This window comes from Burkholderia sp. AU32262 (genome assembly GCF_020419985.1).
GTDB classification, from domain to species: Bacteria; Pseudomonadota; Gammaproteobacteria; order Burkholderiales; family Burkholderiaceae; genus Burkholderia; species Burkholderia semiarida.
In genome coordinates this window covers 17627-37112 of the sequence record NZ_JAIZRS010000033.1, presented here as the reverse complement: position 1 = coordinate 37112, position 19486 = coordinate 17627, and the positions used below count along the sequence as shown (strand labels likewise).

Annotated in this window: 13 protein-coding genes and 2 pseudogenes; 12 read left to right on the top strand and 3 right to left on the bottom strand. The window is 62.6% G+C overall.

The genetic code is table 11. The features are described 5' to 3' along the window. The first annotated feature begins 217 nt into the window (after window positions 1–217). On the top strand, window positions 218–403 hold the full coding sequence (locus LGN10_RS29160) for a hypothetical protein (protein ID WP_226093956.1): 186 nt from the start codon (window positions 218–220) through the stop codon (window positions 401–403). Window positions 404–676: 273 nt separating this feature from the next. Here LGN10_RS29160 and LGN10_RS29155 read toward each other — a convergent pair whose 3' ends face one another. Further along, the gene (locus tag LGN10_RS29155) at window positions 677–1279 is read right to left on the bottom strand and encodes a LysE family translocator (protein ID WP_059579025.1); all 603 of its coding nucleotides are present in this window, start codon (window positions 1277–1279) and stop codon (window positions 677–679) included. A gap of 801 nt (window positions 1280–2080) precedes the next feature. On the opposite strand from LGN10_RS29155, the gene LGN10_RS29150 reads away from it, so the two are divergent. The 5 genes and pseudogenes from LGN10_RS29150 to LGN10_RS29130 all read left to right on the top strand — a co-directional run bounded on the left by LGN10_RS29150 (window position 2081) and on the right by LGN10_RS29130 (window position 9520). Next, window positions 2081–3697 (top strand): tryptophan halogenase family protein, encoded by a 1617-nt coding sequence (locus LGN10_RS29150; protein WP_226225849.1) that lies wholly within the window; start codon window positions 2081–2083, stop codon window positions 3695–3697. Between the two features lie 50 nt (window positions 3698–3747). After that, window positions 3748–4780: pseudogene (locus tag LGN10_RS29145) on the top strand (monodechloroaminopyrrolnitrin synthase PrnB family protein). A gap of 51 nt (window positions 4781–4831) precedes the next feature. After that, on the top strand, window positions 4832–6532 hold the full coding sequence (locus LGN10_RS29140; protein WP_226093958.1) for an NAD(P)/FAD-dependent oxidoreductase: 1701 nt from the start codon (window positions 4832–4834) through the stop codon (window positions 6530–6532). A 25-nt stretch (window positions 6533–6557) separates the two neighbouring features. Then, window positions 6558–7652 (top strand): Rieske 2Fe-2S domain-containing protein, encoded by a 1095-nt coding sequence (locus LGN10_RS29135; protein ID WP_099318589.1) that lies wholly within the window; start codon window positions 6558–6560, stop codon window positions 7650–7652. Window positions 7653–7951: 299 nt separating this feature from the next. Next, window positions 7952–9520 (top strand): methyl-accepting chemotaxis protein, encoded by a 1569-nt coding sequence (locus LGN10_RS29130; protein WP_226225848.1) that lies wholly within the window; start codon window positions 7952–7954, stop codon window positions 9518–9520. 125 nt (window positions 9521–9645) lie between these two features. Here the strand turns inward: LGN10_RS29130 and LGN10_RS29125 are convergent, their stop codons facing one another. Continuing rightward, a complete protein-coding gene (locus LGN10_RS29125; RefSeq protein ID WP_059579037.1) occupies window positions 9646–10158 on the bottom strand; it encodes an Lrp/AsnC family transcriptional regulator in 513 nt (170 codons plus the stop codon). A 173-nt stretch (window positions 10159–10331) separates the two neighbouring features. On the opposite strand from LGN10_RS29125, the gene LGN10_RS29120 reads away from it, so the two are divergent. Together LGN10_RS29120 and mdeB are read left to right on the top strand one after the other, a co-directional pair. Further along, the gene (locus tag LGN10_RS29120) at window positions 10332–11348 is read left to right on the top strand and encodes a 1-aminocyclopropane-1-carboxylate deaminase (protein WP_226225846.1); all 1017 of its coding nucleotides are present in this window, start codon (window positions 10332–10334) and stop codon (window positions 11346–11348) included. 71 nt (window positions 11349–11419) lie between these two features. Beyond that, on the top strand, window positions 11420–14107 hold the full coding sequence (mdeB, locus tag LGN10_RS29115) for an alpha-ketoglutarate dehydrogenase (RefSeq protein WP_226225845.1): 2688 nt from the start codon (window positions 11420–11422) through the stop codon (window positions 14105–14107). Window positions 14108–14382: 275 nt separating this feature from the next. On the opposite strand, the gene LGN10_RS29110 is transcribed toward mdeB, so the two are convergent. Then, complete coding sequence (locus LGN10_RS29110) at window positions 14383–15279, bottom strand: LysR family transcriptional regulator (RefSeq protein WP_226225844.1); 897 nt, start codon at window positions 15277–15279, stop codon at window positions 14383–14385. A 134-nt stretch (window positions 15280–15413) separates the two neighbouring features. Between LGN10_RS29110 and LGN10_RS29105 the strand changes: the two genes are divergently transcribed. The 4 genes and pseudogenes from LGN10_RS29105 to LGN10_RS29090 all read left to right on the top strand — a co-directional run. After that, window positions 15414–16838, top strand: a complete 1425-nt coding sequence (locus LGN10_RS29105) for a M20 family metallopeptidase (RefSeq protein WP_089466066.1) — start codon at window positions 15414–15416, stop codon at window positions 16836–16838. Between the two features lie 49 nt (window positions 16839–16887). Beyond that, the gene (locus tag LGN10_RS29100) at window positions 16888–18174 is read left to right on the top strand and encodes an MFS transporter (protein ID WP_226225843.1); all 1287 of its coding nucleotides are present in this window, start codon (window positions 16888–16890) and stop codon (window positions 18172–18174) included. 184 nt (window positions 18175–18358) lie between these two features. Next, window positions 18359–18739: a hypothetical protein gene (locus LGN10_RS29095; protein WP_226225842.1), complete on the top strand. Its 381-nt coding sequence runs from the start codon at window positions 18359–18361 to the stop codon at window positions 18737–18739. A gap of 83 nt (window positions 18740–18822) precedes the next feature. After that, window positions 18823–19290, top strand: a pseudogene (locus LGN10_RS29090) (methyl-accepting chemotaxis protein); the annotation flags it as partial. Window positions 19291–19486: the final 196 nt, after the last annotated feature.

The following is a 19486-nucleotide window of genomic DNA, read 5'->3' as shown; positions in this document are numbered from 1 at the left end:
GCTGCCGGAAATCCCCACTACATCGATGTTCGCGAACATTCGGAGCAAGCCGATCGGATTGCTTGGCCGTGTCGAGCGTGAGCGTTCCGTTACCCATGAGCCTTCGGCCTGCGGTCGAAGGCTGTATTGCCGAACCATTCGCGCCACCTTGGTTCCTCTAGTGTGATGATGGCGTTGAGCCGGCCGCGTGCGCGGCGCGCGGATCATGGCGTACCGGATGTTCGACGTGCTGCAAGCGGCGTTTGCGCAGGTCGTGCCCGACGCGATTCCGGCGCTCGGCGCGGGCGGGAACTGGCTGATCATCGACGGTATTCTCGGCAGTTGGGGCGGCGGCGGTCGCAATGACGGCACGAAGGCATTGCGAATCCGCCCGGCAATCTGTCGAACCAGCCGGTCGAGTTGATCGAGGCGCGTCTGCCGCTGAACATCTCCGACTATGGCTTCGTCACCGATTCGGGAGATGCGGTGTGTCACATCGCGGCAGGCGGTGCTGGTTACGGCCATCCGTGGGAGCGCGATGCGCAAGCCGTGCTCGACGAGATCGACGTTAAGGACTATCCGAACCACGTACGAAAACGATCCGCCGGTGCGCGAATCAAGGCCGCTACGGCCTGCCCGGGCAGAGACCAATCGTGGCGCGATGCATGCCCGCGCGTCGCAACGATCGGCAGCGCGCTCAGCGATTCACGACCGAGTACACGAGCGTGCCGGAGAACATCAACAGCACGAGCGAGGCGCCGCGCAGCAGCGTCGACGTGCGGGCGGCCCATGCGCGTTGCGAAGTGACGAGGCCGCCGAGGGACGACCAGCCCACGCCGATCGGCGCGAGCACGAGCAGAAATACGACGAGCGTCCATGCGAAATAGTGCGCCGACCGGAACGCCTCCAGCGGAAACAGCGTGCTCGAGAACAGCAGCGCCTTCGGATTCATCATCGTCGCGACGAACACGTCGCGAAAGCTCACCGGCGTGCTCGATACGTCCTGCAGCACGCGGCTGTGCGTCCACATCTTGAGCGCGAGGAAAAGAATGTAGACGGAACTCGCGAGCTTGACCACGTCATAAAGCCAGGGCCGGCCGGCAGCGAACGCGGCGAGGAAGAATCCCCATACGGAAATCGCGATCGCGTAGCCGAGCGCTTCGGCGATCACGAGCGGCCAGGTGCCGCGCAGGCCGACCTTCAACCCGGACGACAGCAGCAGCGTATTGGTCGGCCCCGGCACGATCAGCACCAGCGATACGTACATCGACATCTTCAGCAACGCTTCCTGGATGGGCATGCGGCCTCCTCGATTCGTCAGTGTCGCGGTTTGCGTCCGGTCCAGGCGGGGTGCACCGTTGGACTGGAGATGGCCCGGTACGCGCAACCGTTCGATCTGCTTACTCGGCGCTTCTTGTCCGATGCGTCTGGCGAGCATCGCTCATGTTCGCCCGGACACATCATGACGAATTTCTCCGCAGGCGCGTTGAATTATTTTTGGGGTCGAGATCGAAGCTGCCGAAATGAGAAAAGATCGTCATCTTTGTTTTGGTAATGGCGAAGGTTTTATTTCTTTCCCTTGAATTCGGTTGGCCATTTATCGTTTTTTTTGTAAAACAAGGACATTTGATGATGGACATTGAATGAAAAAGTGAATTTATTAGTTCGATAAAATTAAATCGGTTGATGCGGGATATTTCGTCGAAATTCCTCGGGATTTAGAATTTCTCTGAACAACCCGGGATTGATATGAAATTTTTCGAGATAGACCATCGTGAACGCTGCTATGGTGTGTCCCGGAGGTCAAGTGCACGGTGTGACAATCCTGACTGCAATTAGGCAAACTGAATAAATCCATGCACTAATGGCGATCGACGCGTCGGCAAGCCAATTTGTCGACGTGGAATCCGTTGCGCGGTGTGCCGCCGCGCGAAATGGGGCTTCGCATTGTTGCCTGACTTCGCTGCGATTCACGCGCCTTTTCGACGCCATTCGTCATGATGGACGAAACACGTCATGACGTATTGACGAACGATTTTCCGGTTCAACTCGACGAGGCGGCACTATCCATTCAGGTTTCAAATCCCATGGGAAGCGTGTCATGAGCAATCCGATCAGGAATATTGTCATCGTGGGCGGCGGCACGGCGGGCTGGATGTCCGCGTCGTACCTCGTCCGCGCGCTCCAGCAGCAGGCGAACATCACGCTCGTCGAGTCCGCGGCGATTCCGCGGATCGGCGTGGGCGAGGCGACCATCCCGAGTTTGCAGAAGGTGTTCTTCGACTTCCTCGGGATACCGGAGCGGGAATGGATGCCGCAGGTGAACGGCGCGTTCAAGGCTGCCATCCGGTTCGTGAACTGGAGGAAGTCGCCCGACGGTTCGCGCAGCGACCACTTCTACCATTTGTTCGGCAACGTGCCGAACTGCGACGGCGTGCCGCTGACCCACTACTGGCTGCGCAAGCGCGAACAGGGCTTCCAGCAACCGATGGAGTACGCGTGCTACCCGCAGACGGAGGCGCTCGACGGCAAGCTCGCGCCGTGCCTGGCCGACGGCACCCGCCAGATGTCCCACGCGTGGCACTTCGACGCGCATCTCGTGGCCGACTTCCTGAAGCGCTGGGCCACCGAACGCGGGGTGAAGCGCGTGGTGGACGAGGTCGAGCAGGTTCACCTGGACGACCGCGGCTACATCTCCCGCCTGTCCACGAAGGAAGGGCGCACGCTCGAAGCCGACCTGTTCATCGACTGCTCGGGCATGCGCGGGCTCCTGATCAACCAGGCGCTGAAGGAGCCCTTCATCGACATGTCCGATCACCTGCTGTGCGACAGCGCGGTCGCCAGCGCCGTGCCCGCCGACGACGCGCGCGACGGGATCGAACCGTACACGTCGGCGATCGCGATGAACTCGGGGTGGACCTGGAAGATCCCGATGCTGGGCCGGTTCGGCAGCGGCTATGTATTCTCGAGCAAGTTCACGTCGCGCGACCAGGCCACCGCCGATTTCCTCGACCTCTGGGGGCTTTCGGACAAGCAGCCGCTCAACCAGATCAAGTTCCGGGTCGGGCGCAACCGGCGCGCGTGGGTCAACAACTGCGTTTCTGTCGGACTGTCGTCGTGCTTTCTGGAGCCGCTGGAATCGACCGGCATCTACTTCATCTACGCGGCGCTGTACCAGCTCGTGAAGCACTTCCCCGACACGTCGTTCGATCCGCGCTTGATCGACGCGTTCAACGCCGAAATCGTCTACATGTTCGACGACTGCCGGGATTTCGTGCAGGCGCACTATTTCACCACGTCGCGCGACGACACGCCGTTCTGGCGCGCGAACCGGCACGACCTGCGGCTGTCTGACGCGATCAGGGAGAAGGTCGAACGCTACAAGGCGGGGCTGCCGTTGACCACCACGTCGTTCGACGATTCCACGTACTACGACACCTTCGACTACGAATTCAAGAACTTCTGGTTGAACGGAAACTACTACTGCATTTTTGCCGGCCTGGGGCTGCTGCCCGACCGGTCGCTGCCGCTCTTGCGGCACCGGCCCGAGTCGATCGACAAGGCCGAGGCGATGTTCGCGCGGATCCGGCGCGAGGCCGAGCGTCTGCGCACGACGCTGCCGACGAACCATGATTACCTGCGCTCGCTGCGCGAGGGCGATGCGGCGCTGTCTCGCAGCCAGCCCGGGCCGACGCTCGCGACGCCGGAGATCCTGTAGTGGACCGCGCCCCGGACCGCGTACGGACGATCGCGGCCACGCACGCCGCGGTGGCGGCCTGCGATCCGCTGCAGGCGCGCGCTCGTCCTGCGGCTACCAGGCCTGAACCGTCAACGGGACGTGCCCGGCATCGTCGGCCTGTTGCGCGCGTTCCTGCCGGCACGCGGCGTGCCTTCGGGCTGGGGCTTCGTCGAAGCCGCCGCTGCGATGCGGGACATCGGATTCTTCCTCGGGTCGCTCAAGCGGCACGGACACGAGCCCGTGGACGTGGTGCCCGGGCTCGAGCCGGTGCTGCTCGACCTGGCGCGCGCGACCGGCCTGCCGCCGCGCGAGACGCTGCTGCACGTGACGGTCTGGAACCCCGCGGCGGCCGACGCGCAGCGCAGCTACACCGGGCTGCGCGACGAGGCGCACCTGCTCGAGAGCGTGCGCATCTCGATGGCGGCTCTCGAGGCGGCCATCGCGTTGACCGTCGAGCTGACCGACGTGCCGCTGAGGTCGCCCGCGTTCGCGCAAGGGTGCGACGCGCTCGCGGTCCATCTGCAGAAAATGGTCGACTCGATCGTCTACGCGTACCGGTTCATCTCGTTGCAGGTGTTCTACGACGAGCTTCGTCCGTTCTACGAACCGATTCGAGTCGGCGGCCAGCACTACCTGGGCCCCGGTGCGGTCGAAATGCCCCTCTTCGTGCTGGAGCACGTGCTGTGGGGTTCGCAGTCGGACCACGCCGCTTACCGGGAATTCAAGGAGACATACCTGCCTTACGTGCTTCCCGCGTTCAGGGCGATCTACGCGCGGTTCGCCGGGCGTCCGGCGCTCATCGACCGCGTGCTCGGCGAAGCGCAGGCGGCACGCGCGCGGGGCGAGCCCATCGAGGCCGGACTGGCGGCCCTCGACCGGGTATTCGAGATTCTGCTGCGCTTTCGCGCGCCTCACGTCAAATTGGCGGAGCGCGCGTACGAAGTCGGGCGAAGCGGCCCCACGATCGGCAGCGGCGGGTACGCGCCCAGCATGCTCGGCGATCTGCTCGCGCTCACGCGTGCGGTACGGTCGCGCGTTCGCGCCGCGCTCGACGAATCCTGACGCGCGACGCGCGCGGCCATGTGTTCCATCTCAACAGGAGAGTGTGCCCTCATGACTCAACAGAGCCCCGCGGACGGGCGCGACAGCAACCACTTCGATGTGATCATCCTCGGTTCGGGCATGTCGGGCACCCAGATGGGAGCCATCCTGGCCAAGCAGCGGTTTCGCGTGCTGATCATCGAGGAATCGTCGCACCCGCGCTTCACGATCGGCGAATCGTCGATCCCCGAGACGTCGCTGATGAATCGCATCATCGCCGATCGCTACGGCATTCCGGAGCTTGATCACATCACGTCGTTCTATGCGACGCAGCGTTACGTCGCGTCGAGCACCGGCATCAAGCGCAACTTCGGCTTCGTGTTCCACAGGCCCGGCGAGGAACACGACCCGAAGGAGTTCACGCAGTGCGTGATTCCCGAGTTGCCGTGGGGGCCGGAGAGCCACTATTACCGGCAGGACGTCGACGCGTACCTGTTGCAAGCCGCCATCAAGTACGGCTGCACGGTTCGCCAGAAGACGAGCGTGACCGAATACCACGCCGACAAGGATGGCGTCGCGGTCGCGACCGCCCAGGGCGAACGGTTCACCGGCCGCTACATGATCGATTGCGGCGGGCCCCGCGCGCCGCTCGCGACCAAGTTCAATCTCCGCGAAGAGCCGTGCCGCTTCAAGACGCACTCGCGCAGCCTCTATACGCACATGCTCGGCGTCAAGCCGTTCGACGACATCTTCAAGGTCAAGGGGCAGCGCTGGCGTTGGCACGAGGGCACCTTGCACCACATGTTCGAGGGCGGCTGGCTCTGGGTGATTCCGTTCAACAATCATCCGCGTTCGACCAACAACCTGGTGAGCGTCGGCCTGCAGCTCGACCCGCGTATCCATCCGAAAACGGACATCTCCGCGCAGCAGGAATTCGACGCATTCCTCGCGCGGTTCCCGAGCATCGCGGCGCAGTTCCGGGACGCCGTGCCGGTGCGCGACTGGGTCAGGACCGATCGCCTGCAGTTCTCGTCGAGCGCCTGCGTCGGCGACCGCTACTGCCTGATGCTGCACGCGAACGGGTTCATCGATCCGCTTTTTTCCCGCGGGCTCGAGAACACCGCGGTGACCATCCACGCGCTCGCGGCGCGCCTGATCAAGGCGCTGCGCGACGACGATTTCTCCCCCGAGCGCTTCGAGTACATCGAGCGTCTGCAGCAGAAGCTTCTGGACCACAACGACGACTTCGTCAGTTGCTGCTACACGGCGTTCTCGGACTTCCGCCTGTGGGACGCGTTCCACAGGCTGTGGGCGGTCGGCACGATCCTCGGGCAGTTCCGGCTGGTGCAGGCGCACGCGCGGTTCCGTGCGTCGCGCGACGAGCGCGACCTCGATCACCTCGACGACAACCCCCCGTACCTCGGGTACCTGTGCGCGGACATGGAGGGGTACTACCAGTTGTTCAACGACGCCAAAGCCGAGGTCGAAGCCGTGAGCGCCGGGCGCAAGCCGGCCGAGGAGGCCGCGGCGCGCATTCACGCCCTCATCGACGAACGGGAGTTCGCGAAGCCGATGTTCGGTTTCGGGTACTGCATCACGGGTGCCAAACCGCAGCTCAACAACTCGAAGTACAGCCTGCTGCCGGCGATGAAGCTGCTGCACTGGACGCAGACCAGCGCGCCGGCGGAGGTGAAAAGGTATTTCGACTACAACCCGATGTTCGCGCTGCTCAGGGCGTACATCACGACCCGCATCGGCCTGGCGCTGAAGTAGTCGGCCGACCTCCGGAATGAAAATGATCGAAGACATTCAATTGAACGAGGCGGGGGCCAGGGAGCGTCCCGCGGGAGCGTACGACGCGACCACGCGCGTGGCCGCGAGCTGGTACGTCGCGATGCGCTCGGCCGACCTCAAGGACAAACCGACGGCGCTGACGCTCTTCGGCCGGCCGTGCGTCGCGTGGCGCGGCGCGTCGGGACGGGCCGTGGTGATGGACCGCCACTGCGCGCACCTTGGCGCGAACCTGGCCGACGGGCAAATCAGGGACGGGTGCATCCAGTGCCCGTTTCACCATTGGCGATACGACGAGCGCGGCCAGTGCGTGCACATTCCCGGCCATAGCCCGGCGGTGCACCGGCTGGAGCCCGTTCCGCGCGGCGCGCGCCAGCCGACGTGGGTCACCGCCGAGCGGTATGGCTACGTGTGGGTCTGGTACGGTTCCGCGCAGCCGCTGCACCCGCTGCCCGACATCGCCGCGGCCGACGTCGACAACGACGATTTCATGCATCTGCACTTCGCGTTCGAGACGACGACGGCGGTCTTGCGGATCGTCGAGAACTTCTACGACGCGCAGCACGCGACGCCCGTCCACGCGCTCCCGGTCTCGGCCTTCGAGCTCAAGCTGTTCGACGATTGGCGCGAATGGCCGGAGGTCGAGCCGATGGCGCGGGCGGGCGCGTGGTTCGGCGCCGGGATCGACTTCACGGTGGACCGGTACTTCGGGCCGCTCGGCATGCTGTCGCGCGCGCTGGGCCTGAACATGTCGCAGATGAACCTGCACTTCGACGGCTATCCCGGCGGGTGCGTGATGACCGTCGCGCTGGACGGAGACGCCAAATACAAGCTGCTGCAGTGCGTGACGCCGATAAGCGACGGCAAGAACGTCATGCACATGCTGATCTCGATCAGGAAGGTGGGCGGCCTCCTGCGCCGCGCGACCGACTACGTGCTGTTCGGGCTCCAGACCCGGCAGGCCGCGGGGTACGACGTCAAGATCTGGAACGGGATGAAGCCGGACGGCGGCGGCGCGTACAGCAAGTACGACAAGCTCGTGCTCAAGTACCGCGCGTTCTACCGGGGGTGGGTCGACCGCGTCGGCTCGAGCGAACCGTGACGCGTGAGTCGACAGCGCCGGCCGGCCCTCGTTGCCGGTTCCCGTTTTCCCGGTGACGAGAACGTCCCGCGTTTTCATCGCGGCCGGCGCACCATTTTTCGCGGCAACCGATAAAAAGATAATTCGCCGTTGATCGTTTGCGAGGACGGATAGTCACCCTCTGCGGCTGCATGTCGGGGCAAGCCGACCGACATGGCCGGCCATCTTGCGAAATGTCTCTTCAGGCGGGGATGCGCACATTACAGTAAGTTTGCTTGCGTGCCGACATCAAGAACAACAACACACGCGGGGAAGAAAGCATGGGCTCCATGACGGTCGGCAGGAAGCTGGGCGTAGCATTCGGTATCGTCGTACTTATTTCGTTGATCGGCAGCGCGATCTCGATCGTCAATTTTCTGAAGCTGAACCAGGCGAACGGCTGGAACGTTCATAGCTACCAGGTCCTGCGAGCGAACGACGACATGCTGACGAGCATGATCAACATGGAGGCGGGCGTGCGCGGCTACGTGGCCGCGGGGGATGACCGGTTTCTGGAGCCCTACAAGGCGGGCCTCAAGCAGTTCGCCACGTCATTCGATGTCGTGCGCAGCCTCACTTCGGACAATGCAGCGCAACAGCGCCGTCTCGAGACGCTGCGCGACATGCATCGGAAGGTGGCGGAGGTCGACGACAAGCTGATCGCGATGCGGCGTGACGTCAATGCCGGTACGCAGCCTGCCAATGTGCTGATCGACTACTTCAAGCAGGGCGACGACAAGCAGTTCATGGACCGCTATCGAGCCGTGGCCGGCGAGCTGAACGACGCCGAGCAGTCGCTGCTCGATCAGCGTTCAGGAGACGTGGCCAGCTTGACGGCGCTGACCAAGTTGACGCTCGCGGCTGCAGGCATCGTCACCGTCATCCTCGCAATCGTGCTGGGGACAGTCATCACGCGCGGAATCATGCGGTCGCTGGGCGGCGAGCCCGCCGCCGCCGCGGTCGTGGCCGGGCGTATTGCCGAAGGCAACCTCGAAGCACCCGTGCCGGTCGCGCCGAACGATCGCGGCAGCCTGATGGCGTCGCTCGAATCGATGCGACGGCAACTGAGCGGCATCGTGTCGGAAATCCAGTCGACCGCGGAATCGATCACGACTTCGGCCGGCGAAATCGCGCAGGGTAACCTGGATCTCTCGCAGCGAACGGAAGAGCAGGCGGCTTCGCTCGAGGAAACGGCGGCCAGCATGGAGCAGTTGACCGCGACGGTTCGTCAGAATACGGAAAACGCCAGGCAGGCGAATGCGCTTGCGGGCAGCGCGTGCGAGGTCGCGATGCGCGGCGGCGAAGTGGTGAACCAGGTGGTCGATTCCATGCGTGCGATTTCGAGCAGTTCGGGCAAGGTGGCCGAAATCATTGCCGTGATCGAGGGGATCGCGTTCCAGACGAACATCCTCGCGCTGAACGCGGCAGTCGAGGCCGCGCGTGCGGGCGAGCAGGGGCGCGGCTTCGCGGTCGTGGCCGGCGAAGTGCGCACGTTGGCGCAACGCAGCGCGAACGCGGCCAAGGAAATCAAGGATCTCATCACGGGTTCGGTGGAGAGCGTGGCGCAGGGGTCGCAGCACGTCGAACGCGCGGGCACGACGATGTCGGATATCGTGCAGTCCGTGCGGCGGGTGACCGACATCATGAGTGAAATTGCGTCGGCTTCGGACGAACAGGGAACGGGTATCGAGCAGGTCAACGTCGCCGTGGGGCAGATGGACTCGGTCACGCAGCAGAATGCGGCGCTCGTGGAGCAGGCATCGGCTGCCGCCCAGGCGATGGCGCAGCAGGCAACCACGCTGCGCGACGTGGTCGGGGTATTCAGGATCGGTCGCGCGCTCGCGCACTGACGGGCGCGGCCCCGGTGCTCCGCGGGAAGTCGACGCGAGCCGGAGCCGAGCCGCTTCGCGGCTTTCCATGTGATTGTCGTCGGCGAGTTCCGGCGTAAGCCGCAAACGGCTGCCTTGCCCAGCCGCTATATGGCGATCTGCGTCGAGGAAAAAACCTGTTTGAGCACCATGAAAGTCCGAATCTGACGCACGCCGGGCAGATAAAGCAGTTGTTCGGCATGGAGTCGGTTGAAGCTTTCGCTATCGCGGGTGCGCAGCATCATGAAGTAGTCGAACTCGCCGGTCACCACGTGGCATTCCATGCAGCCGGATACGTTCTGCGCCGCTTTTTCAAACGCGGCAAAGGATTCGGGAGTCGATCGATCCAGTACGACGCCGATGATGACGACCATGCCCGCATCGAGGGCAGGCGCGTTGAGCAACGCGACGATTCCTCGGATCAAACCCAGGCTCTTGAGCCGTTCGACGCGGCGCAAACACGCCGGCGCGCTCAAATTCACCTTCGCCGCCAGGGCGACGTTCGAGATCGATGCGTCTTTCTGAAGGGCTCGCAGGATCGCTTTGTCCGTACGGTCAAGTTCGACGTGGCTCGCGTCGTCGGGGCGCGATTTGCCAGGAAATTTTGTTGTCGATTTCATTGATTCTAAAAAATATACATTCGTGGGGATGGGGGGAATTGTATTTCAAATCGTGGCGATCGGCGGATGTTTGCAACCATGTTTCGTGGGTATTTAACTAGAATTTCTTCGTGCCCGGTCGCTCTGACGACATCGGGCGTCGGAATCCACCGCCCACCTTTCGGAGAACCTCCGTGAACCTCGCTCGCTTTCCTCGCCACAAGCTGACCTTCGGACCCACCCCCATCCACGAGTTGCCCCGCCTCGGCAAGGCGCTGGGTGGAAAAGTTCATCTCTATGCAAAACGCGAAGACTGCAACAGCGGCCTGGCGTTCGGCGGGAACAAGACCCGGAAGCTCGAGTACATCGTGCCGGACGTTCTGGCGAGCGGCGCGGACACGCTGGTATCGATCGGCGGCATCCAGTCGAACCAGACGCGTCAGGTCGCGGCAGTCGCGGCTCATCTTGGCCTGAAATGCGTGCTGGTTCAAGAAAACTGGGTCAACTACTCGGACGCCGTGTATGACCGCGTCGGGAACATTCAGATGTCCCGCATGATGGGCGCCGACGTTCGGCTGGTCAGCGATGGCTTCGACATCGGCATTCGTCCGAGCTGGGAACAGGCGATGGAGAGCGTTCGCAACGCGGGAGGGAAGCCGTATCCGATCCCTGCCGGTTGTTCAGAGCATCGGCTTGGCGGCCTGGGGTTCGTCGGTTTCGCGGAGGAAGTGCGCGCCCAGGAAGCTGAACTCGGATTCAAGTTCGACTACATCGTCGTGTGTTCGGTGACGGGAAGCACGCAGGCCGGCATGGTCGTCGGCTTCGCGGCAGACGGGCGCGCGGATCGCGTGATCGGTATCGATGCGTCGGCCAAACCCGAGCAGACGCGCGAGCAGATTCTTCGCATCGCACGCCACACCGCCGATCTCGTGGAACTCGATCGGCCGATCGGGGACGCGGACGTGGTGCTGGATACGCGCTACGGGGGCCCTGAATACGGCCTTCCGTCGGAAGGTACGCTCGAAGCGATTCGACTGTGCGCGAAGACCGAGGGGATGTTGACCGACCCGGTTTATGAAGGCAAGTCGATGCATGGCATGATCGACAGGGTGCGCCGCGGCGAGTTTCCGGAAGGGTCCCGTGTCTTGTATGCGCACCTCGGCGGCGTCCCCGCATTGAACGCATACAGCTTCCTGTTCAAGAACGGTTGAGGCTTGGCCGCGTTCCGACTGCAAGTGGAGTCGGAACGCGGCGTGTATATCGTCAATTCGGGGTGCAAAGTATGGACATGCAGAATCGACTTCCGACCACGACGACCGATCCCGACCCGGAGGAGCTCCGGGAATGGTGCGACGCGCTCGATGGCGTGTTGCATGCGTGGGGCGGCGATCAAGGCAAGGAACGTGCACGCCATCTTCTCGACTCGTTGTTGGCGCATGCACACGCCCGTCGCGTCGCGTGGAGGCCGCCTCTGATCACGCCGTACGTCAATACCGTGGCGCCCGACGAGCAGCCTGCCTATCCGGGCGATCTGCAAATCGAGCGGCGGATCGCGGCGTTGATACGGTGGAACGCGCTCGCGATGGTGGTCCGCGCCAACCGGGCGCAGGGCGAACTGGGCGGACACATCGCGAGCTATGCTTCGGCCGCGGACCTGTTCGAGGTCGGTTTCCAGCATTTTTTCCGCGGCCCGGATGCGGTGCACGGCGGCGATCTGGTGTTTTTCCAGGCGCACTCGGCGCCGGGTGTCTACGCGCGGGCATTTCTCGAGGGGCGACTGTCGGAAGAATCGCTGTCCCATTATCGCCAGGAGATCGTGGCGGAGGCCGGCGGCATCCGGGGATTGAGCTCATATCCTCATCCCTTTTTGATGCCGGACTTCTGGCAGTTTCCAACCGGATCGATGGGGCTGGGGCCGCTCAACGCCATTTATCAGGCGCGGTTCATGCGGTACATGGAAAATCGTGGCTTGAAGGCGCATGGCGATCGTCGCGTGTGGGGTTTTTTCGGCGATGGAGAAATGGACGAGCCCGAGTCGATCGCCGCGTTGACACTCGCGGCTCGCGAGCGGCTCGACAACTGCATATTCGTCATCAACTGCAATCTCCAGCGACTGGATGGCCCCGTTCGCGGCAACGGCCGGGTCATCGACGAACTCGAGGCATTGTTCGCCGGCGCCGGATGGAACATCGTCAAATGCATCTGGGGCTCCGAGTGGGATGCGTTGCTCGGCCGCGATCATGGCGGTGTGCTCGAACGCGCTTTCGCGAACACCGTCGATGGTGATTTCCAGACGTTGTCGGCCAATGACGGCGCGTTCAATCGCGAGACGTTCTTCAGCCGGACGCCGGAACTGCGAGCGCTGGTGGATTCGTTGTCCGACGACGACATCGCGATGCTTCGGCGCGGCGGACACGATCCCGTGAAAATCCATGCCGCCTTTGCCGCGGCGACGGTCAGGAATGGTCGGCCGTCGGTTGTGCTTGCCAAGACCATGAAGGGCTATGGCATGGGCACGATCGCGCAAGGGCGCATGACGACGCATCAGCAGAAAAAGCTGGAGCGGGACGACCTGCTTGCCTTTCGGGATCGATTCGCGCTCCCGCTTTCCGACGAAGAGGCATCGGAAGCGCGGTTCTATCGGCCGCCGCACGATAGCGATGAACTGCGGTACTTGCGCAAGCGTCGCGAGACGCTTGGCGGCTATCTCCCTCAGCGACGTGCGGCATCCGAGCGACTGGCGGTGCCCGAACTGGCGAGCGTCGCGGGCTTCTCGCTGAATGCGGACGGCAAGGTCATGAGTTCGACGACCGCCTTCGTCAGGCAACTTGGTGCGCTGCTCAAGGACGCCAGCCTCGGCCCGCGATTGGTTCCGATCGTGGCGGACGAGGCCAGAACGTTCGGCATGGCGAATCTTTTTCGTCAGGTCGGAATCTACGCGCCGTTCGGTCAGTTGTACGATCCGGAAGACAATTCATCGATGCTCTCGTATCGTGAAGCGTCCGATGGTCAAATTCTCGAGGAAGGCATCACGGAGGCGGGGGCCATCTCGTCGTGGACGGCCGCCGCGACGAGTTACGCCGTGCACGGTATTCCGATGATGCCGTTCTATATCTACTACAGCATGTTCGGCTTTCAGCGTATCGGCGACTTGATCTGGGCGGCTGCCGATCAGCGAGCCCGAGGCTTTCTCGTCGGCGCCACGTCAGGCCGCACGACGCTGGGAGGTGAAGGATTGCAGCATCAGGATGGCTCGAGCCATCTTCTCGCGTCGACGATACCGACGTGTCGGGCGTACGATCCGTCCTTTGCCGGTGAACTGGCGGTCCTGGTCGATTACGGGTTGCGGCGCATGCTGAGTGACGCGCACGACGAGTTCTTTTACGTCACCGTGACCAATGAAAACGTCGCGCAACCAAGTATTGCCGATGCGTCGCATGAAGGTATCGTGAAGGGCATGTATCTGTTTCGACGGGGCGGCCGCTTTCAGAGGCGGGTTCAGTTATTCGGCAGCGGCGCGATCATGGGGGAGGTTCTCAAGGCGGCGGACGAATTCGAGCGGTTGCATGAGGTGTCCGCGGACGTCTGGAGTATTACCAGCTATGTCGAGCTGGGGCGGGATGGCGCGCGATGCGAGCGGGAATGGCGGCTCGGTTCCGGAGACATCGGGGAATCGTGGATTTCCACCCAGCTGCGCGCGACCGTTGGGCCGATCGTCGCCGCGTCGGACTATGTGAAAGCGCTTCCGGAAATGGTTCGTGCATATATTCCTGAAGGACGGCGATATGTCACGCTTGGGACCGACGGGTTCGGTCGAAGCGATTCGCGCGCGCAGTTGCGGCGGTATTTTGAGGTGGATGCTCAGGCCATCGTGCAGGCCGGGTTGAAGGCCCTCGAGGGGCCGGTGGTGGGGAATGAGGCCCGCCAACTGTCGGGGGCGTCTGATGTCGTCGGGGTGGTGGCGTACTAACGTGTGCTTTCTGTCGAATATGTGCGTGGGTCGTTGTTTTAAGTGGTTCTCCGCGCCTTTGTCGTTGAACCTGTCTTGCTATCGGTCTATCAGCGTCGCCCCTGCGCGGGGCGGCGGTCACTTTTCTTTGTCTTCCAAAGAAAAGTAACCAAAAGAAAGGCGCGTCCTTGGGCGGACGGCAAAGGTGGTTCTGCTCAGGTTCGTGGTTTATTTGACCACCGTAGTTCGCGGGATGTCGGGGCTCGGTGGGGACACGGGTACGGGTCGTCACGTATCTAGTCGGCCGTATGCAGTTGCTTCACCAGTTCGCCAATGAAGTCGATCAGTACAGTCGACAACTCGCGGCCCGACAAGGTCTGGATCTGGATCGCACGCAACGACATGCCCGGATGGTCGATCGGTATCGCCACCAGGCCGTCCGTCGCCAGACGCGCCCGTACCGTCAGGCGGCTGGTCAGCGACACGACCCCAGACATTTGAGTGAATGCATACAGCGTGCCGGAGTTGTTGCAGGTCAGGACAGGCTCGAAAAGAAGATTCTCGAGGCTCGCCGTCGTATCGAAAAGCTGACGGATCGTCGTGCCACGGTCAAGCAACGCAATCGGGAAATTCCGCAACTCGGCCATCGATACCGTCGCGCGACCAGCCAGCACGTGAGAACGCGGCATGACGGCACAAATGGGCGCGCTCTGCGTGTACTCGACGTTGATCTCCGGCGCTCGTACAACACCGAAAGTCAGGCCGATATCCGCTTCGCCGCTCCGTACGTGTGCCGTCACCTCCTTGGGCGCCGTCACCGCCACCTCGAAACGGGTACCGGGCGACTTCTCCAGAAATTGCGTGATGGCCCGAGGGAGAACATCCCGGGCAAACGCTTCCGACGTCGAGACGCGGATCGTGCTCCGATCGAACGAGTTCAGCGCCTTGATCTCCTCGATCACCTGCTGACCTTCGAGCAGGGTTCTACGAACATGTGCAGCCAGCAGTTCCCCGGCCTTGTTGGGGACCATGCCGCGCGCCTGACGCTCGAACAACGGGCAGCCAACTTCCTCCTCCAGCTTCGTGATCTGACGGCTGATCGCCGAGATCGAAACGTGCAGCTTCTCGGACGCCTCGCTCAGCGAACCTGTATTGGCAACGGCAAGGAAGTATCGGAGTGCAGCGTTGTGCATGACGGGCCGCCAAGTTTGCGTTATTCGAAAGCAGGGCACGCAAAAAAGTCAATTGTGGTGCGCGTTTTGGCTCCGTACGCTTGATCCATCAAGGTCGAACAAGCCGCTCTTCCACGATACACGCGAGGATCACCATGACGCGCCATCAAGCAATCGACTCTGCCACAACATATTTCGATTCGGGGGGCTTTCTGAAAGATCTCGCGCGACGCGTCTCCATGACGACGGAAAGTCAGGATTCCGGACGGGACGGCGAGCTTCGAGCATACCTCGTCGACGAGATCGTCCCATCGATCGACCGTATCGGCTTTGAGTCTCGTATCGTCGAGAACCCGGTGGCGGGGAGCGCGCCGTTTTTGATCGCGACGCGTATCGAGGACCCCTCGCTTCCGACGATCCTGATGTACGGGCACGGTGACGTCGTCCGTGGCCATGACGGACAGTGGAAGGACCAGATGTCGCCATGGAACGTCACGGTTGAAGGGGACCGATGGTTCGGGCGGGGCACCGCCGACAACAAAGGGCAACACACGATCAACCTGGCCGCGCTGGAGCAAGTCATCGAGGCCAGGAATCGACGCCTGGGCTTCAATGCGACGCTGCTGCTCGAGATGGGGGAAGAAACCGGATCGCCCGGGCTGCGCGCGGTCTGCGAGCAGAACAAGGACCTTCTCGCCGCCGACGTTCTGATCGCTTCGGATGGCCCTCGGGCCAGGTCGAACGTCCCCTGCGTTTTTCTCGGGTCGCGTGGATTCGTGAACTTCACGCTTTCCGTCCGGCTCCGGTCGGGCGCCCATCATTCCGGAAATTGGGGTGGAGCGCTCGGCAATGCCGGAACCGTGCTCGCGAACGCGATTTCGTCGCTCGTCGACGGGCGCGGGCGGATCCTCGTCGACGCGCTGTTGCCGACGCATATTCCGGCTTCGGTACGCACGGCGCTGAAGCATATTGCCGTCGGTGGCGGGCCCGACGATCCTCACGTCGATGGCAATTGGGGCGAGCCCGATTTGACGGCCCAGGAGCGCGTCTATGCATGGAACGCGCTCGAAGTACTGGCCTTTACCACCGGTAACCCGACCAGCCCGATCGGCGCGATTCCGCCCGTCGCGCACGCGCATTGCCAACTCAGGTACGTCGTCGGTACGGATTGCGAGCGTATCGAAGAAGTTCTACGGCATCGCCTCGACGAATGCGGGTTCGACAGGGTCGAGGTTTCGATCGGCGAGCGAATGGGCGCTACGCGTCTGCCGCCGGAAGATCCGTGGGTCGCATGGGCGCTCGATTCGATCGAGCGGACGACCGGAAAGCAGCCGGATTTGCTTCCCAATCTTGGCGGGTCGCTGCCCAACGACGTCTTTTCCGAGGTTCTGGGCCTTCCGACGATCTGGATTCCGCACTCATACGGAGCCTGCTCCCAGCACGCACCGAACGAACACCTGCTTGGAAGTGTCGCGCGTGAGGCGCTGCAGATCATGGCCGGCATATTTTGGGATCTCGGGGAGTCGGCATCCGCCGTCCGGGATCGGCGCAAGGAAGGAGCGCTTGTCGTCCACGCATAAGACGCCAATTTTTTAATGCACTTGTCATCGTAAGTGAACGGAGAATGAGATGCGTACTATGGAAATGGTGGATGCCGCGCCGACGAGAGAACAAGCTCCAAACGTGTTGCGGCTGGTGTTCGCCGCAACCGTCGGCAATGCCTTGGAATGGTTCGACATACTGATTTACGGATTCTTCGCAATCTCGATTTCAAAGGCTTTCTTTCCAGCGTCGAGCAGCGGGGTATCCCTTCTTCTGACGTTCGGGACGTTCGCGATCTCGTATTTGGCCAGGCCGATCGGAGCGCTGGTGCTGGGTTCGTATGCGGATCGTCGCGGCCGCAAGGCGTCGATGATGGTGTCGATCGTGACGATGATGATCGGCACGACGACGATCGCACTGATGCCGAGTTACGCGTCGATCGGCGTGATCGCACCGATTCTGGTCATCTGCGCTCGGCTGCTTCAGGGATTTTCCGCGGGCGGCGAGTTCGGCAGCACGACCGCGTTTCTGGTGGAGCAGTGTCCCGAGCGCAAGGGATTGTTCGCCAGCTTCCAGTTCGCGAGTCAAGGATTGAGCTATATGCTCGCGGCCGGTTTCGGCGTTCTCCTCACGTTGATCCTCGATGGAGACGCCATCGACGCATGGGGTTGGCGCATACCGTTTCTCTTTGGTGTGCTGATCGGCCCGGTCGGCCTGTACTTGCGAAAGCACGTGCATGAGGCCGACGGCGCAAGGCGTGAAAGGCCCGCATCGTTCCCGGTGAGGGAAGTGTTCGTCAATCAGAAGGCCAGAATGTTGCTGGCGATCGGTACGCTCGTTCTTTCTACCGGCGCCAGTTACGTCATTCTTTATATTCCGACCTACGCGGTACGTGAACTTCATCTGCCTGCCAGTTTCGGTTTCATTGCAACGACGTTGACCGGCGCCATCCTGACGTTCGTTACGCCGTTCGTCGGTCATCTCTCGGACAGGATCGGCCGCATCAGGCTGATGATCTGGGCCGGGATAGCCTTCATTCTGACCATTTATCCGGTTTTCAAATTGCTTGGCGCGCATCCCGATCTGGGAAGACTCATTGCGATGATGGCCTGGATGGGGACGCTGAAGGCGGTCTATTTTGGCGCGCTGCCAGCGCTGATGGCGGAAGTATTTCCGACCGAAACGCGAGCGACGGGCATGGCGATCAGCTACAACATCGGCGTCACGCTGTTTGGCGGTTTCGCGCCGCTGATCGTCGCGTCGCTGATCCATCAGACGGGCAATCTGGCATCGCCGGCGTTTTATCTGATGCTGCTCGGCGTGCTGAGTCTGATTGCATTGCGCGGCTGTCGATCGATGTTGAATCTCCGATAAGGCAGCGCATCGAGAGAACGCCGCACGGCCGGGCGATGGCTTCGCCGGGTGCGGCGCGAGACTTGTTTCGACGACATGCGAGGTGATCGGCATGAGTGCAAGGAAACTGGACGCCGTATCGTCGGGGGCTTCGACGTGGAACTGGCTGTTACCGCCTTCGGAGCGGGCTCGCGTATGTGTCGTCATGGATCCGAGCCCCGGCGCGGCCGCGGTTTCAGCGGCCGTAGCCCGCTTCGCGGCGATGCCGGAAGTCGCGCTTCTCCAGATTGACGATCCCGTCGATGCGCATCGTGCATGGAGCGAGTCGCTCATGCCGGGTAACGTTCCCGATGCGGCGAAGACGAGGCCGGAATGCCGATTGAGTCGATTGCCGCGAGGCGTGCCGTTGCTGGTGTGGTCGACACGCCCGCAACACCTCGACTGGCTCGGCGGCATCGAAGGCAACAGGGTGCGTGCCCTCGTTACTTTCGACGGCGACGAGGTCGAAATGCAGGTATCTCGTCTGCTCGCGCTTGTGCTGAAGGAGTTGAAGCACGCGATCGCCGAGAACATGTTGATCCATTGAGGCGATGAAAATCGCTTTGCCCGGCCGTTGCAGACCGAGCGGCTGGTCAGTGACTGGTCCCGGCAAATCGGTGTCGCGGTCACGTCGTGGAAACCATGAAGGGCATCAACGACAGCTCCCGCCAAATCTCGGACATCACGGGTGTCATCGACAGCATTGCCTTTCAGACGAACATTCTGGCCTTGAATGCGGCGGTCGAGGCCGCGCGCGCCGACGAGCAGGGCAGGGGCTTCGCGGTGGTCGCCAGCGAAGTGCGCAGCCTGGCCGGACGTTTTGCCGATGCGGCCAGAGAGATCAAGAAGCTCATCGGCTCGAGCGTGGGGCGCGTTGCTCAAGGTTCGACCGAAGTCGAGCGCGCATGGGTGGCGATGACCGAAGTCGTGAACTCCATTCGTCGCGTCACCGACACGATGCGTGAAATCAGTGCCGCGAGCGCCGAACAATCGCTCGGCGTGACCCAGATCGGCGAAGCCGTCGGCCAGATGGAGCGCGCCACGCAGCAAAACGCCGCGTTGGTCGAGCAAACGGCGGCGGCGGCGATCAGTCTGCGCTAGCAGTCACGGAAACTAGTGGAGGCCGTCTCGGTTTTTCGGCTTGGACGCGGTGAAGCGCCGTAGAGCCGGCGTGTTTAGGCATACGCGCCGCGATCGCGCTGGACCGACGGGACGGGAATCCGCCGCCTGGCGCCGCGACCGCACGCCAGGCTGACGGGCCGATTACCGTTTTGTCATCTACGCCGCTCGGGCC

Coding starts and splice junctions, on each gene's coding strand:
- LGN10_RS29155 (WP_059579025.1), bottom strand. CDS start 1,279: ATGCCCATCCAGGAAGCGTTGCTGAAGATGTCGATGTACGTATCGCTG.
- LGN10_RS29125 (WP_059579037.1), bottom strand. CDS start 10,158: ATGAAATCGACAACAAAATTTCCTGGCAAATCGCGCCCCGACGACGCG.
- LGN10_RS29100 (WP_226225843.1), top strand. CDS start 16,888: ATGCGTACTATGGAAATGGTGGATGCCGCGCCGACGAGAGAACAAGCT.
- LGN10_RS29130 (WP_226225848.1), top strand. CDS start 7,952: ATGGGCTCCATGACGGTCGGCAGGAAGCTGGGCGTAGCATTCGGTATC.
- LGN10_RS29110 (WP_226225844.1), bottom strand. CDS start 15,279: ATGCACAACGCTGCACTCCGATACTTCCTTGCCGTTGCCAATACAGGT.
- mdeB (WP_226225845.1), top strand. CDS start 11,420: ATGGACATGCAGAATCGACTTCCGACCACGACGACCGATCCCGACCCG.
- LGN10_RS29095 (WP_226225842.1), top strand. CDS start 18,359: ATGGATCCGAGCCCCGGCGCGGCCGCGGTTTCAGCGGCCGTAGCCCGC.
- LGN10_RS29140 (WP_226093958.1), top strand. CDS start 4,832: ATGACTCAACAGAGCCCCGCGGACGGGCGCGACAGCAACCACTTCGAT.
- LGN10_RS29105 (WP_089466066.1), top strand. CDS start 15,414: ATGACGCGCCATCAAGCAATCGACTCTGCCACAACATATTTCGATTCG.
- LGN10_RS29160 (WP_226093956.1), top strand. CDS start 218: ATGTTCGACGTGCTGCAAGCGGCGTTTGCGCAGGTCGTGCCCGACGCG.
- LGN10_RS29150 (WP_226225849.1), top strand. CDS start 2,081: ATGAGCAATCCGATCAGGAATATTGTCATCGTGGGCGGCGGCACGGCG.